Origin of the sequence: Dokdonia pacifica, assembly GCF_900188275.1 — a bacterium.
In the GTDB taxonomy this organism is placed as follows: domain Bacteria; phylum Bacteroidota; class Bacteroidia; order Flavobacteriales; family Flavobacteriaceae; genus Dokdonia; species Dokdonia pacifica.
The window spans coordinates 281,809-298,635 of record NZ_FZNY01000001.1; the positions used below are offsets into that span (position 1 = coordinate 281,809).

The 16,827-nt window shown below is 35.0% G+C and carries 12 protein-coding genes and 1 tRNA gene; 6 read left to right on the plus strand and 7 right to left on the minus strand.

What is annotated here, in order from left to right:
* Positions 1-74 precede the first annotated feature (74 nt).
* A complete protein-coding gene (locus CHB80_RS01280; RefSeq protein WP_089369630.1) occupies positions 75-911 on the plus strand; it encodes a universal stress protein in 837 nt (278 codons plus the stop codon).
* A gap of 224 nt (positions 912-1,135) precedes the next feature.
* Here CHB80_RS01280 and CHB80_RS01285 read toward each other — a convergent pair.
* Positions 1,136-1,208: transfer RNA gene (locus CHB80_RS01285), tRNA-Gln, on the minus strand.
* Positions 1,209-1,360: 152 nt separating this feature from the next.
* On the opposite strand from CHB80_RS01285, the gene CHB80_RS01290 reads away from it, so the two are divergent.
* Together CHB80_RS01290 and CHB80_RS01295 are read left to right on the plus strand one after the other, a co-directional pair.
* Positions 1,361-4,669 (plus strand): glycosyltransferase family 117 protein, encoded by a 3,309-nt coding sequence (locus tag CHB80_RS01290; RefSeq protein ID WP_089369631.1) that lies wholly within the window; start codon positions 1,361-1,363, stop codon positions 4,667-4,669.
* Position 4,670: 1 nt separating this feature from the next.
* Complete coding sequence (locus tag CHB80_RS01295; protein WP_089369632.1) at positions 4,671-5,336, plus strand: polysaccharide deacetylase family protein; 666 nt, start codon at positions 4,671-4,673, stop codon at positions 5,334-5,336.
* A gap of 7 nt (positions 5,337-5,343) precedes the next feature.
* On the opposite strand, the gene CHB80_RS01300 is transcribed toward CHB80_RS01295, so the two are convergent.
* From CHB80_RS01300 to CHB80_RS01320, 5 genes are all read right to left on the minus strand, one after another.
* A complete protein-coding gene (locus tag CHB80_RS01300) occupies positions 5,344-5,643 on the minus strand; it encodes a thioredoxin family protein (RefSeq protein ID WP_089369633.1) in 300 nt (99 codons plus the stop codon).
* A 66-nt stretch (positions 5,644-5,709) separates the two neighbouring features.
* Positions 5,710-6,936: a metallophosphoesterase gene (locus tag CHB80_RS01305; protein ID WP_089369634.1), complete on the minus strand. Its 1,227-nt coding sequence runs from the start codon at positions 6,934-6,936 to the stop codon at positions 5,710-5,712.
* A 177-nt stretch (positions 6,937-7,113) separates the two neighbouring features.
* Complete coding sequence (locus tag CHB80_RS01310; protein ID WP_089369635.1) at positions 7,114-8,241, minus strand: glycerate kinase; 1,128 nt, start codon at positions 8,239-8,241, stop codon at positions 7,114-7,116.
* Positions 8,242-8,251: 10 nt separating this feature from the next.
* Entirely contained in the window at positions 8,252-9,856 is a 1,605-nt protein-coding gene (locus tag CHB80_RS01315; RefSeq protein WP_089369636.1) for a sodium:solute symporter, read from the minus strand.
* Between the two features lie 166 nt (positions 9,857-10,022).
* A complete protein-coding gene (locus CHB80_RS01320; RefSeq protein ID WP_089369637.1) occupies positions 10,023-11,333 on the minus strand; it encodes an amylo-alpha-1,6-glucosidase in 1,311 nt (436 codons plus the stop codon).
* 178 nt (positions 11,334-11,511) lie between these two features.
* Here CHB80_RS01320 and CHB80_RS01325 point away from each other — a divergent pair, with 178 nt between their 5' ends.
* Together CHB80_RS01325 and CHB80_RS01330 are read left to right on the plus strand one after the other, a co-directional pair.
* Positions 11,512-12,537 (plus strand): LacI family DNA-binding transcriptional regulator, encoded by a 1,026-nt coding sequence (locus CHB80_RS01325; protein WP_089370737.1) that lies wholly within the window; start codon positions 11,512-11,514, stop codon positions 12,535-12,537.
* 81 nt (positions 12,538-12,618) lie between these two features.
* Positions 12,619-13,578, plus strand: a complete 960-nt coding sequence (locus CHB80_RS01330; RefSeq protein WP_089369638.1) for an ABC transporter ATP-binding protein — start codon at positions 12,619-12,621, stop codon at positions 13,576-13,578.
* Here CHB80_RS01330 and CHB80_RS01335 read toward each other — a convergent pair.
* Positions 13,555-14,229 (minus strand): class I SAM-dependent methyltransferase, encoded by a 675-nt coding sequence (locus CHB80_RS01335; RefSeq protein WP_089369639.1) that lies wholly within the window; start codon positions 14,227-14,229, stop codon positions 13,555-13,557. The two genes, CHB80_RS01330 and CHB80_RS01335, sit on opposite strands and share 24 nt — an antisense overlap.
* A 189-nt stretch (positions 14,230-14,418) precedes the next feature.
* Here CHB80_RS01335 and CHB80_RS01340 point away from each other — a divergent pair, with 189 nt between their 5' ends.
* Positions 14,419-16,827 carry a carboxypeptidase-like regulatory domain-containing protein gene (locus CHB80_RS01340; protein ID WP_089369640.1) on the plus strand — a complete coding sequence of 803 codons (2,409 nt, stop codon included), beginning with the start codon at positions 14,419-14,421 and terminating at the stop codon, positions 16,825-16,827.

The window sequence follows — 16,827 nt, forward strand, 5'->3', positions numbered from 1 at the left end:
CAAACTGCTTATTATTTTGTAAATTGAAGACGGTTACTATTTTGAACACAGTTATTCACAAAAACCCCACGCATATGATTAAAAAAATACTCGTCCCCACAGATTTTTCAGAACAAGCAGAAAACGCTTTACGTGTTGCTGCCGATCTTGCTAGAAAGTATGGAAGTGAAATCAATTTATTGCATATGCTTGAACTTCCCATGCAACTTGTAGATGGTGCTACCGGAGGTTCAAAGAGCGATCTTCCAGAAGCCATTTTCTTTATGAAACTAGCGCATCAGAAGTTTGAAAATATGATGAACGCTCCTTTCCTTGAAGGCATTACCGTGCATGAAACTGCAGAATTTGATGGTGCTTTTGAAGGAATTATAGAGTACACAGAAAAGTACCAGGCAGATTTAATTGTCATGGGATCACATGGAGCTACAGGACTTCAAGAGCTACTTATTGGATCAAACACCGAGAAAGTAGTGCGAAATTCAAAAGTACCTGTACTTGTTATTAAAAGACGTCATGAAAATTTTGCAATTGAAAAGTTTATTTATGCTACTAATTTTAGAGAAGAGAATCACACTTCTTTCAAACAAGCATTTTCATTTGCAAAAGATAATGGTGTAAAATTACACATGCTCTATATCAATACGCCTAATAATTTCCAGACAACTCATGAAATAGAAGCAAAGATGAAAGCATTCATGGATCAAGAGCCCGAATGCACCGATTACACTCTCAATATCTACAATGACGATTCTGTAGAAAAAGGGATTCTTCATTTTGCAGAAACCATAGGATCTGGATTAGTAGGTATAGGAACACACGGAAGAAGCGGACTCGCACATTTCTTAAATGGCTCTTTAAGCGAAGGTCTTGTAAATCATGCCCAACGCCCTGTTATTACATTTAAGATATAAAGTAGCTTTATTATCTATTTCAGTGTATTTTTATACGCTTTCGCGAAAGCGTATAAAAGCAAAACGTATTACAATAAAAAAGTCCTAATCGTAATGATTAGGACTTTTTAAATTTATAGTTGGCCTACTAGGGCTCCCTTCGACTACGCTCAGGATAAACTTCTCCCCATTATTCTGATAAAAAAGAAAAACCCGATTCAAAACTTGAATCGGGAATTTACCTGTTGGCCTACTAGGGCTCGAACCTAGACTCTTCTGGACCAAAACCAGACGTGTTGCCAGTTACACCATAGGCCACTATCTCATTAGCGGATGCAAATTTAAACCAAACTTTTTGGTATGCAAACTTATTTCGAAAAATATTACAACTTTTTTATACGTTTTGAAAAAATTAACGCTGAAGTTGCCTGATATTCTTAACTTCGCCACATTGCAAAAAAAATAAGAACATGACAGAATTCAACTTTAAGAAGTGGAATAAAATAGTCGGATGGAGTGTTTTTGCCATCGCATTGCTTGTATACTCGCTTACTGTAGAGCCTACAGCAAGTTTTTGGGATGCAGGAGAATACATCTCAACATCTTCCAAATTAGAGATAGGGCATCCACCTGGAGCACCTCTTTATCAAATATTAGGAGCCTTTGTTTCTATTTTTGCACCAGATAGTACGTATATCGCACTAGCTGTAAATTACCTTTCATGTTTAACAAGTGCCTTTACCATTCTTTTTATGTTTTGGTCACTTACGTTATTAATCAAAAAAGTATTACATATAAATAATGAAGTAATTACCACTTCAAAGCAATATGCAGTACTCGGTAGTGCTGCTATAGGATCATTAGCTTTTAGTTTTACAGATAGTTTCTGGTTTAATGCAGTAGAAGCCGAGGTATATGCCCCAGCAGCTTTCATTCTCTCTGTACTCTTTTACCTAGGTCTTCTTTGGGAGCGTGACATGCATAAACCACGTGGGAACAGATGGCTTATTCTGATTGCCTTTATTGTAGGACAATCGTTTGGAATTCACTTTATGGGACTTCTTACCATACCTGCTATTGGATTATTATATTATTTTAAAAACACTGAAAAGGTTACTGTTAAAAATTTCATTATTGCGCTTGTCGTTGTAGTAGCCGTATTACTATTTATATTCAAATTCTTATTACCATTTACACTTGCTGTATTTGGTCATTTAGAAGTATTCTTTGTAAATACTATAGGGCTTCCTTTTAATAGCGGAACTATTATCGCAGGACTCATATTTACTACATTGTTTTACTTTGGGTTTACGCTTTCGCGAAAGCATAACAAACCTGCTTTAAACACAGCTTTACTATGTATCCTTTTCATTTTTATAGGATTTTCTAGTTGGCTGATGTTACCTATAAGAGCTAATGCTGGAACTACAATCAATGAAAACAACCCTAATAATGCCCGTGAGCTATTAGCTTATTATAATCGTGAGCAATATCCAGAAACAAAACTCTTTTACGGACCTCAGTTTACTTCTGATTATTCTGGTTTAGATCCAGACAGACCTTATATAGATGAGAAGAAAAAATATGAGAAAGATGAAAAATCTGGTAGATATATTATTGTAAATGACTGGCGTAATGCTGGGCAGAATCTAGATGATGCTCATAAAGCTTTCTTACCCCGTATGTGGAGTCCTGAACATAATGCAAATTACATGCAATATACAGGGCCACTTAAGTTTGGTATCAAAGCAGAATATGCAGGAAATCCAGAATTACAAGAAATTGTTACTCAATTTAAATTGGATTATGCACAAGGAAAAGTAGACTATAAAGGCTATAATGCTTTCTTGAAAAGTGAAATAGGACAATACTATCTTGATGTTGAAAAACCATCTTTTGGAGATAATATCACCTATATGTTTAGTTATCAGTTCGGGTATATGTATTGGCGTTATTTTATGTGGAATTTTACAGGGCGTCAAAATGATATTCAAGGACAAGGTGATGACTTTAATGGAAATTGGATAAGCGGGATAGATTGGATCGATAGTTTATTTATAGGATCTCAGGATAATTTACCTTCTGATGTACTAAAAAATAAAGCGCGTAATACTTATTTCTTCCTACCACTACTCTTAGGGTTGTTAGGATTATTATTTCACGCAAGTAAAGACTGGAAGAATTTTATTGTACTTCTTGTATTTTTCTTATTTACAGGTTTAGCACTTAAAGTATACCTTAATGAGCGTCCGTTTGAACCTAGAGAACGTGATTATGCGCTTGTAGGCTCTTTTTATGTCTTTGCCATGTGGATTGGTTTTGGAGCATACGCATTGTTTGATATACTTAAAGAAGCCATTAAACCTAAAGTCGCTTTACCTATAGCGATGGTTGTATGTTTATTTGCAGCACCCGTATTATTAGCTAAAGAAAACTGGGATGATCATGATCGTTCTGGTCGTAAAACAGCACTAGCCATGGCTCGGAAATATCTAGATTCGGTAGATGAAAATGCCATTTTATTTACCATAGGTGATAACGATACTTTTGCACTTTGGTATGTCCAAGAGATTGAAGGGTATCGTACAGATGTGCGTGTTGTAAATACGAGTCTCATTAATACAGATTGGTATATGGATCAAATGAAAAGCAAAGCTTATCTGAGTGATCCTGTTCCTAGTACACTTACGCATGAGAAGTATCGTTACGGTACACGTGATGCTATTTTCTATTCTCCTATTAAAGAGGTGGATGATATTACACCTGTAGACAAATGGCTTAATTGGATTGCTCTTGATGATCCTAGAACACAAGAAGAACTCAGGAATGGGAAATATGTAAATACCTTCCCTAGTAAGAAAATAAGAATTCCAGTAGATAAAAATGCTGTACTTGAAAACAACATTGTTCCAGAAAGAGATGCAGAAGAGGTTGTACCATATATAGATATAGAATTAAAGAGTGATATCTTATATAAAAACAGACTCCTTATGATGGATATTCTCGCGACCAATAATTGGGAACGTCCTATCTACTTTACAGGAGGTAGTTTTGGAGATGATGATTATTTATGGATGAAGGATTACTTACAACTAGATGGTGTTTGTTTTAAATTAATCCCAATTTATACTCCTGTAGATGAACGCAATCCATATGAAATGGGACGTATAGATTCTGAGAAATCTTACGAAATTATCAAAAACTGGTATTGGGGTAATAGTGGTGATCCTGACATATATCATGATCGTGAGACTCGATCTAATGCCATTACATACCGCGGTAATATAGCACGTGTAGTTGAGCAACTTATTATAGAAAGTCAACCAGACAAAGCCAAAGAACTTATGGATCTGGCTATGGAAAAAATGCCTGTAGATATCTTTGAATTCTATACCTTATTAGAGCCATACATAAGTGGCTATTATGAAATAGGTGAAACACAAAAGGCAAGAGACTTATGGGAGCAAGTTGCTACAAAATATCAAGAACAGCTTACGTATTTTAGTGGTCTTACTGAAAATAGACAGTATGATTATGCAGAAGAAATTATCACTAATATAGAGAAGTATAGAAATCTTATAGATTTATTAGTAGCAAATCAAGATGAAGAACTCGTAGAAGAAAAAGCTCAAGAATTCAATAATTACCTACGTGCATTCTCTTTCTTTTATGATGATGACGAAGAAGAAAATATTGAAAGTATAGAAGATATACTTAATGATGATTCTATTTCAATACCTGCAGATACTACAGAAAGTGACACGACTCTAAAGAATTAATATGGGTGTATTTATCCCACTTCCTATACGGGTGCCTTCGTTTATAAAATGGATGCACCCGTCTTGGTATATATGGGACAAACCCTCTCAAAAAAAAGTAATTTATCTCACCTTTGACGATGGCCCTATTCCAGAAGTAACAGAATGGGTATTGGCACTTCTTAAACAAAGAGATATAAAAGCAACTTTCTTTTGTATTGGGGATAATGTACACAAGCATCCAGACATTTTTAAGCAAATTTTTGACGATGGACATACTATTGGTAACCATACGCAACACCATCTAAAAGGATGGAAGCATACGAAAGAAAAGTATCTATATGATGCAGAATTGGCTGAAACAACAATGACTCATGCTTTACAGCTTGAAGAAAGACATCTTCCAAACTTCCTTCTTTTTAGACCTCCTTATGGAAAAATAAAAAGGAAACAAGCAAAAGGGCTTCGCAAGAAAAACTATCAAATCTGCATGTATCGCACTGTAGCTTATGACTGGGATGCTTCGGTTACACCAGAACAGTGCTATATGAATATAGTTAAAAACACAAGAGGTGGGGATTTAGTCGTTTTTCACGACAGTGTAAAAGCTTCAAAAAATATGAAGTATGCGCTACCTAAAGTTATTGATTTCTTTTTGGAAAAGGGATATCGTTTTGAATCTATGTGAGCGTTCTTTAAGATGCATATTCCTGCATAATACCTATAAGTGTATTAGCATCTTGTTCTCCACTCTGGCGCCATTTCATTTCGCCATTCTTGTATATAATAAGCGTTGGTAGTGATTTGATACGAAGCGCTTCTGCAAGCTTATTATTCTTATCTACATCAATTTTAATTACCTTTCCTTTATCTCCCATAGCCGCAGCTACATCCCTAAGCACAGGATGCATAGATACAGAATCTTCATTCCATTCGGTATAAAAATCCAGTAGAACGGGAACGTTTAAGTCTATTAATTCGCCAAATTTTGACATAACCTTTACGATTTAGTACTTCACAAACGGGGGAATATCCTTATCAAATATACCATTTTATCTTCACTATGCTGTTTTAGAGCCTTTTTTAAGCTCTATAACAGTAATTTCTGGCCATATTCCAACTCTTCCAGGAAAAGCCAAATATCCAAAACCTCTATTGACATTAATGTATTGTCCTTTCTCTTTATAGATTCCTGCCCAATGCTTATAACGCCATTTTACAGGACTCCATTTTATCCATCCAGGAATCTCTATCCCAAATTGCATTCCGTGTGTATGACCGCTTAATGTTAAGTGAAAATGGTCTTTATGAGAAACAACCTCATTATCCCAATGGGATGGATCATGACTCAATAATACTTTAAAATCATCTGAAGCTATATTTTCAATAGCCTTATTTAGATCTCCTGCTTTTTTAAATCCTCCTGCTCCCCAGTTTTCTACACCTACCAGTGCAATACGTTGTCCATCTCTTTCTAAAAAACGACTGTCATTTAAAATGAGATCAAATCCTATTTCTTTCTGTATCTCTTTAAGACGATCAAGATTTGCTGCTTTTTGCTCATCTGACTCCCATGAGACATAATCGCCATAGTCATGATTTCCTAATACCGAGAATTTGCCATCTTTTGCTTTTAGTTTACTAAAGATGTCCATATAAGGCTCCATTTCTTTGGCCTCATTATTCACCATATCTCCTGTAAACAAGATCGCATCACTAGCTTGTTCATTAATAAGATCTATCGCATAAGATACTTTCTCTTTATTATCAAAACTCCCGCTATGAATATCGCTTATCTGTGTAATACGATACCCATCAAAAGCATCTGGTAAATCTTCATAGTGCAATGTATACTTCAATACTTTAAAATTATACCGCCCTTTAATCACTCCATAGAGAATCGAAGCAAATGGTATTGCCGCTAGTCCTAATGCTATTTGACTTACAAATTTACGTCGTGACGGCAATGTATAGGAAGTATTTTTGCCAGACAATTTATAATAAAGTCCTTCTAAGCTTCGGAAGATATCTTCTCCAAACATCACAGCAATAAGCACCATTTTAGAGAGTATCATAATAATAAACGTCACAATAAAGAACTGTGTCATAGCTGACCAACTACGCCTATCTCCTGTGGCAAACTGTAAAAATAAACCTCCAATAACAAGTACTGTAATAAGAAAATATAATACGGTTCCCCAACGTCCTTTTACTAAAAAACGAAAGGCTTGATATGCATAAATATCAAGTACAATAACAAATGCGATAAATAAAATGAAACGAATCATTAAACAAATTTTAACAAAAATAAGATGTAGGTAGCGAGTGTGCTATCTTTTCACGTTTATTTAACCTAATCCTAATCATAAGTAATGTGGTTTCTAGGTACGCTTTCGCGAAAGCGTATACAGCATATCACTCATATCCATAAACATCTTTCACACATACATCTAATTATAAAATGTTTATGATTTAAGAGCTCTTGCAAAATTATAGCTAGCCATCACAAGATTTTCATAACTATGCGCTATGGCTTTTTGAAGTGTCATGGCTCCTGAAGTAATAGCTGTCACATAAGCTAATCCCATATCTTCTTGATCCTGTATAGATATATCGACACTTCCACAAAGAGCAGCTACAGGTATTTTATGTTTTTTTGCAGTTTCTAATACTCCAGAAATGGTCTTTCCAGAGACAGTCTGTTCATCTAGTTGTCCTTCGCCGGTGATAATCCAATCGGCTCCTTGAACAGCTTCTTCAAACACCGCCAATTCTTTTATCAGGTCAATACCAGAAGTAAGTGTTGCTTTTAAAAACACATGACTTCCTACACCCATTCCTCCAGCAGCGCCACCACCTTCAATTTCTTGCACATTACTATTTACAAATGCATTTACTACAGTCGCATAGTGTCTTAAGCCTTTATCTAATGCTAGCACCTCAGCTTCTGAGGCTCCTTTTTGCGGTCCATAAACATGCGCTGATCCATTAGGTCCGTATAATGGATTTGTTACATCGCAAGCCACTAGAAATGTGATATCTCGTAATTCAGGTAGTACTCTTGAATCATTTATATGCGCTACATGGATAAGGTTTGCGCCTATAGGAGATAATACGTTTCCTTGTGTATCTAAAAAATCATATCCCAAAGCATGCGCCATACCCATACCCGCATCACAAGTAGCACTTCCTCCTATACCTAAAATAATCTTAGACGCTCCTTTTTGTATGGCATTTACAATAAGTTCTCCCGTACCATAGGTAGTTGTATACATACAATTACGTTCCTCTTGATTCAGTAATTTTAATCCAGAGGCTTCTGCCATCTCTACAAAAGCAGTTTCAGATGCTTCATTATACAAATAACTGGCCTCTATTTTTCTAAATAGCGGATCATTTACCGCTACCTTCTGCGTATTCCCATTTAGATAATGACCTATGATTGCAATGGTACCATCCCCTCCATCTGCTAGTGGTTTTTTAATAATTTCAGCATTTTGAAAAACACGTTTAAGTCCTTCTTCTACAGCATCACAGAATTCAAAACCTGATAGCGAGTCTTTGTATTTATCAGGAGCGATTACAAATTTCATTTCTTTTATTTTATCCTAACAAGGTAGGTAACATCAAACTAAATATTAAAATACACACAAAATATCCTACGAGTAATAGTACTTCTTTTTTACCAGAATGGTACACCACTTCTACATTTTCTTTTACCTCTCTTTTAATAATATAACTCACACCTAATGCTACAACAATGGTCATAATACATCCTAATGCATTCCACCAGAACCAGAATATTTCGGGTACATATAGCCATAAGTAGGCATTAAACAGTACGCCAACTACAATACCAATATTTGCTCCTAAGGCATGTGTTTTTTTAGTAAGGATTGCTAGCATAAATACCGCTAAGATGGGTCCATAAAAAACAGAGCTTATTTTATTAATCACCTCAATGACTGTTCCTTCTATATTGCCTGCAAAAAAGGCAAAAAACAAGCATACAAGACCCCAAAAAACAGACAATAGTCTTGACGTACTTATATACTTTTTATTATCCATATTTGGTTTGAAACGCTTTACAAAATCTTCCATAGTCACAGCCGAAAGTGAATTAACTGTAGAGCTCAAGGAAGACATTGCTGCCGACATAATAGCAACTATCAAAATACCTATCACTCCATTAGGTAAATATTGAATAATAAAAACGGGCACCATTAAGTCTGCTTTTTTTCCTTCTAGTGTTCCAATATTAGCTTGATATACATTTTCCATAGCTACTTGAAAACTTGTGTCCTGAAATAACAATGTTCCTAGTACTAACCCCATAATACAATACACCAATGTGATTGGAAATCTAAAAAGGCCATTGGCTAATAATAGCTTTTTAAGAGTAGGCATATTCTTAGCAGATAGTAATCGTTGTGATTGTGTTTGGTCAGTTCCATAATAAGAGGCATACAAAAAGAACCCTCCTATCACCATAGGCCAAAATCCAAATGCATCATTCCCATCGGCATTATTAAATCCCCATTTGGAAAAATCTACTGTGTTGATTCTATCTTTATCTACATGCGTCAAGAAATTATCAAATCCCCCTAGCTCGCTCAGTCCATAAAAAAGACAGATCACAATCCCTAGAAATAATATCGTCATTTGTATCACATCTCCCCAGATTACGGCTTTCATCCCGCCTTGAAAAGAGTAAATCATGGTAATGATTCCTATAATAGCTACTGATATCCAGAAATCTAATCCAATCGTTGCTTGTAAAATAAGTGCCATGGTATACACCATAACCCCTGTTGCTACAGAGCGACTTATTTGAAACACAAAACTGATTAACAATCTTGAAGACGCATCAAATCGTTTTTCCAAGTACTCATACACACTTACGATACCCGACTTATATAAGCTTGGCAATACTGCAATCAGTAAGAAAGCCATTGCGAGTGGTACCCCAAACTCATAGGTAAGCCATTGCAATCCACCGCCATCTTTTAAACCTACAAATGCAGGAGCAGATATAAAACTAATGGCAGATAATTGTGTTGCCATCGTAGACAGGCTTAATGGCAACCAGGAGATACTTCTCCCGCCTAGAAAGTAATCACTAGAGGTTTTATTTTCCTTAAAAACATATCCAAGTCCCAAAAATCCTATTAAGTAAATAACAATAACTAGATAGTCTAAATAATTCATAATAGTTGATTATTAATTAGCTGTATGCATTTGTTTCCTCTTTCTAAAAAGGAGTATTCTTTTATAAGCTTTAACGTTTCACTCTCCCTAAGGTCGTGAACCTGCCTGCCGGTAGGCAGGTCTCGAAAGCTCGATTTCGCGAAAGCGTATATCATATATTTTAAAATCATTCATGTAGCAAATCAATTAAAAGTGCTGCACTCCAAGAGAAATTATTCCCTCCATAGGCTCTACTATCTCCAGATGGCAATTCTTTTCTAGCATCAAAATATTCATAAAATCCTGAAGTCTCTATAAGACTAATAGAATCCATTTTTACAATGGCCGCAGCTTCTTCAAAACCGTATCGCTTAAGTCCTTTATAAAGTATCCAATTCAAGTTCATCCATATAGGGCCTCGCCAATACTTTTTAGGGTTATATAAGGGACTTGTTGGATCAAAAGAAGCGCAGAGGTATTGTCCTTCTCCTCTAAATTTTTGCAACAACACGTTTAAAAGTTGCTTTGCCTGATCTTCATTAGGAATCCCAGCATACAAAGGAGCAAAAGAAGAAGAGGTGATATAGGGCATCGGTTGATCATTTCTCATATCATAATAGATATAAGCCCCTAATGTCTCATCAAATAGTTTTTCATTAAACCTTGCTATACTTTTGGCTTGATATTTTTTGAGATAAGCAATTTTTTCTTCATTATTCCCAATACGCTCATATAGTGCTATTAAAGATTCATTAGATTTAATAAGCATTGCATTAAAAAGAGGATCTTGTATTAATAAGGGAGAATGTGCTGCTATTTTTTGATCGTTATACTGATGTGATTTTGCAATCTCGATAATATGTAAATAGTGATTGTATTCTCTATTTGAAGGTCTTTGCGATGGGTCTACATGTGTGGTATCTCTTCGTTCAAAAGTATATTCAGGAGCTTCAACATCTTCCCATATTTCATCCCAAACTGGAGAGTTATCTGTTCCCGATTCCCAATTGTGATAGATATACACCAACCCTTCTTGATGAGGGTCTCTGTTTTTATAGAAATACACATGATTAGCAAACACCTTATCAATATGTGCTTTTATAAAAGAGAGCATATCACTATCATCTTTTGAGATTCTCAACATTTCTTCAAGCACAAACCCCAATACAGGAGGCTGCGTCATTCCAGTAGTTTTATACTTTTTTGAGGACAAAGGATGTAAATGAGATTGATGAAAATCTGCTCCTGGAAAATAAGTATCACTCTCATTATGGAAAACTATATGAGGAACAAATCCATTTTCCCATTGCGCATCTAGTAGTGTGGCAATTTCTTGCTTTGCTTTTGTAGTATTATAATGAGCTAACCCTATCGCAATAAACCCTGAATCCCATTTCCACTGAAAAGGATATAATCCTTTACTTGGAATGGTGAACCCACCCTCTTGATAGTTTGCATCTAATACCTGTTTTGCCCTTTCTAGTAACGCTTCTTTCATATGTAATACACTTCACAGAAAGATGACACGTCCATATGCATTACATCTTCTGTATTTTTAAGGAGTACTTAAAATTATAAGAATATCTTATTGGCATTACAGAAATAGCTTCAAAAATGTATTCAAACGTTTGCGGGAATAATTGCAGAATTCTTTTTTTGACCTATCTTTAATTCTTATGAATAAAAGAAAAGCAACGACACTCAAAGAAATTGCAAAAAAGTTAGACATCTCTATCTCTACGGCATCAAGAGCATTAAATAACCATCCGGACATTAGTGATGCTACTAAAGAAAAGGTACAGCAACTTGCAGAAAAACTACACTATTCTCCTAACTTATTTGCGCAGGGTTTTAGAACACAACGAAGTCATATTTTGGGGGTAATTGTTCCTAATATTGCGCATTATTTTACATCAACAATTCTAAAAGGCATTCTTGAAGAAGCAGAAACAAAAGGATATAAAGTCATTGTCTCAGAGTCTAACAACAATGAAAACAAACAATCAGAAATGCTACGCACTATGAGTCAGTTTGGAGTAGATGGTATCCTATTAGCCTTATCACGTAAAACAACATCTGTAGATAGCATTCTCAACACCTTAGATACAGTTCCCTTAGTACTTTTTGATAAAGTCTCTCATAAAATTCCATGTACACAAGTAGTTGTAGACGAAGAAATAGCCGCTTTTAATGCTGTAGAACATCTCATCAATACTGGCAAAAAACGTATTGCTATTATTAAGGAAACAGAAAACTCATTCAATTCAGAAAAAAGATTTGCGGGATATCTAAGAGCACTAAAAGAACATCATATTGAGGTAGATAAAAAAATAATCTTAAGTACAGAAGATGTTTCATTATACAAAGGACGTATGATGACCAATATCTTATTAAGTCTTAAGGAAAGACCTGATGCAATTTTTGCTATTACAGATACCGCTGCTATTGGAGCTATTAAAGCCTTGCATAAATACAACATAAAAATACCTGAAGAGATTGCTGTTGTAGGATTTAGTAATTCCATACATGCTACCATCATACAACCATCACTTACAACTGTAGATCAACCTGGGGAAAAAATTGGAAAAACAGCCGTCACGTATTTAATCAAAGAGATTGAAAGCAACAAAAATGAAATAACCACAAAAACAGTTACTGTAAAAACACATCTTATCGTTAGAGATTCTTCTTTTAAAGTATAGAGGTTATTACCGTTTTCCATTTTCTAAAAAATCAATATAAGTGTATAGAAAAAGCATCACAACTGCTACCTTTGCAATTATATGCTTCGTATTACCAATGTATCTTATAGCATTTCTGATAGGTTTTCCTTACAGAATCTAAACCTTCAGATAGAAGAAGGCACACACGTTTCTATCATTGGAGAAAGTGGCTGTGGAAAAACCACTTTACTAAAATTAATTTACGGTCTTTATGACACCGATACGGGCACTATCTTTTGGAAAGACCACCAGATCACAGGGCCTAAAGATCATTTAGTACCTGGCATGCCATTTATAAAACACCTTTCTCAAGATTTTGATTTGATGCCCTTTATTTCGGTAGAAGAGAACATTAAAAAATTTCTGTCGCGTTTATACCCAAAAGAAAGTGAGCAACGCACCCAAGAATTATTAGAGGTGGTGGAGATGTCCGCTTTCGCGAAAGCGCATGTAAAAACACTCTCTGGAGGACAGAAACAGCGAGTTGCACTAGCGCAATCTCTCGCTAAAGAGCCTAAAATTTTATTGCTTGACGAACCCTTTTCTCACATTGATAATTTTAGAAAAAACAGACTGCGAAGAAAACTCTTTTCATACTTAAAAAAACAACATATTACCTGTATCGTAGCGACTCATGATAGTACCGATATTCTGTCTTATATGGACCAGACAATTGTGATTAGAGAAGGTGAAATTATTGCAAATGCACCTACAAGAGAGCTCTACAAAAACCCAAAAACTCATTATATCGCTTCGCTTTTTGGAGAAGTAAATGAGATTCCTGCTCATTGGCTAGACACTACAATCACAGACTCTAATACACTAGCATTACTATATCCTTATCAAATTATTGCAGCAAACACCGGACTTGATGTAACTGTAAAACAAAGTTATTTTAAAGGCGGATACTATCTAATAGAAAGTATGCATAATGACACCCCTATCTTTTTTGAGTCTTCAAAAGAATACTTCCCTTCTGATCAAATAAAACTTGCACTAAAGACTCTCTTGATGGACTAAGAGTATTTGGTAAGCATCTATTAATACTTCCCATCCTTTCTGTTCCATATAGGGAACCACTGTTTTTCCTTTTCCGCCTCCAGGCAATCCACAATCATCTATTAATACAATAGTATCTTTATGTAATTGCGACTCAATAGCCATAAATTCTTTTAAGTGATGCTCTTGGCTTTTTAGTTGGATATCTGTGTCTACACGACAATAATCATAACTATCTAAATATAGAAAATCTACGGTTTCTTCAAATGCATCTAAGAATTGTAAAGAGTCATCTAACACAACAGTAACCGTATCTTGAAGTTCTTGGTTTTTTACCTCTACGCTACACTCTTTTACAGCACTTTCATTAATATCTACAGAAAATAATTTTGCATTATTTTCCATAGCCCATTTCCCAAAAACAAACGTACCCGCGCCATCTCCTCTTGTCGCAGACAATCCATTTCTAGAAGTTCCGGTTTCTACAATATTCTTTGCATTTCGTTCTGATAATAACTGAAGTGTTTTTGCAAAAGTATCTCTGCGGCGTCTAAAATTATACTTGAACGGCATAAAAGGGTATAGCGATTTATGCTTTAAAAACTTGAATGAATAATGGGTTAAAAGTCCTAAGAATGCAGCAATTCCTAGGTACATTAGAAAATAATCCATGTATAGTAAGAGAGGTTAGTTAGGCTGCGAATGTACTCTAAATTATATACACCAAATAATTAATCATCTTATTCATTTTAATTAAAAACTAAAAAACACTTCACTCATTCAAACAACTACTTCACTCATTGTTTGTTTTTATCTGCCAAGAGTCAAATTACTTTTGGTCACATCTAAAACAATCAACTCATGAGGAGTATACTACTTATAAGCACTTTACTAATTACCTCCCTTGTTTTTTCACAAAGAGGCACCATTACTGGAACATTAGAAGAAGAAGGTGGGCCATTACCTGGTGCAACTATTATGGTAAAAGGAACCTTAAACGGCACTCAAACTGACTTTGATGGTAACTACTCGATAGAATGTAATGTAGGAGATATTCTAGTGATCGATTACATAGGATTTGTCACAAGAGAAATTGTAGTAACAGCAGCTATGTTTGGCGGTGATGGCATTGCGTATAGTGCTCCTAAAGTAGAAGTAAAACCTATACAAAATAGTGCGTATGCTAATGCTCTGAAAAAACAAAAAACAGGTAATCTCTTTCCTAATATTGCAAGTACACCTTATACCTACACAAAAGAAACTGGGTATCGTTCGTTCTCAAGAATACAAAATATCAACACCAAAAAAAATGTCGTATACCTCACCTATTTCAAACCAGACATTTATATAGATGGAAGTTTAAATAACAAACTAGCTATTAAAAATATTCAATCTGGTAATTTACCTAATAATCAGAATACACTTTTTCAAACGGTGTTTAGAAATAATCATGATGCACGTTTTTCAATAGTCTCTGAAAAATTTCAAAGTACCATCAATGCATCATTATCCACAGGGCGCAATCTATATAACAGTAATAGTACTACAGAAAAAGCTGTAAGCGGATTATTTGGTTACGAAAGTAAAATCCCTTTAACTATTAGAGTAAACGCATCCTCACATATAGATAACCTTGCAAACATAAATGGATTCCAAAACCTATTGATTCAGAATCAATTTATTGAACCTACAAATGCGCTAGATACAACAGCATCACTTTTAAATACCACTAGAAGTAAAAAAACACAAAATCATTTTGATTCTTCTTTGACGGCTTCATATTCGATCATAGATGAAATAGATTTAGAATCTCAATCCAGCATTACGATAGATACCGCTAGAGAGCAGTATGAAGCTCAAGCTGGCACCCTAGGTTTTGAAAATGCATATACCTCAACAAAAGAAATAACCACACATCAATTTCAATCGAATCTTTCTGCAAACACAGATTTTTATATCTCAGATTGGATTGGAGTAGATACCAGTACAAATGGGAAATATATATTTAACCGTCTTGATTATAATTTTATAGAACGCAATGGCGATATACCACTTCGTATTCCAAATGATCTCACAAAACAAGTATTCGAATTAAAAAACAATGCGACTATAGACTATGATAACTTTCTATTTCTTACACTGTCTAATGTAAGCTACACAAGTTCTATTCAAGAAAGTGATTGGTGGATCCCACAAGCTATGCTATCATTTGTACCTACAGCAGCTTTTTATGACATACGATCTAATTTCTTTAACTACGCAAATCTCTCTGTACGATATGGAGAAACTGTAAAAGATAGCCCTTTACTATATCGTAACTATAGCCATAATGCACTTGCAATCACTCCTGAAAATGTAACTCAATTTTCAAATAGAATAGACTTATTTTTTAATCCTGATCTTCAATTAGAACAAGGGAAAAGTTTTGAAGTTGCAGCATCTTTTAAATTTATAAGACATCGATTGTTACTTGATATCGCTTATACAGAAGAGGAGAATGAAAAAGGCGTGTTTCCCATATTAGAAGGAGGTACATTTAATCTAAAAAATAGCGCAAACACCTCATTTCATGGCTTAGACATAGAACTCACGTCTGACCACATTAAAAGCTATGATGACAACTTTAATTGGAGTACAAGTGTTTCGCTTTCGCGAAAGCGTATAAAAGTATCTAAGCTCTTAATAGATCAACCAAGAATACCTGTTTCTGGGTTTTCTACAATCAACACAAACTTAATTGAAGGAGCATCTCCAGGAGTTATCGTAGGGACTGCATTTGCAAGAGGTGAAGACAATACCATTCTCACAGATGAAAATGGAAACGCATTGGTAGCAGATCAACCGCAAATTATAGGAGATCCCATTCCTGATTATAATATAGGACTTTCAAATACTTTTTCTTATAAACGATTTGAATTAGGCTTTACGCTAGACTATCAAAAAGGAGGAGACATTTGGAACGGAACCCAAAAAGCCATAGAAGGTTTTGCAGGTATCGATGAGAGCTTTATTGAAGATGGGACTTATCTAAATCTTAAGTCAATTACTGCCTCTTATGAATTTATTGATAAAAACAGTAACCGCACACACGACCCATTTATTACGTCATTAAAATTAAGTGTATACACTCATAATATCGCTACTTGGAGTGCTTTTAAAGGTGCTACTCCATACAGTACATTTTTTGATGGCGCAAGTAGTCAAGGATTCAACTTTTTTAATACGCCCATCACTTCTCAAACGGGTATCCAAATCATTGCAAAAATATAA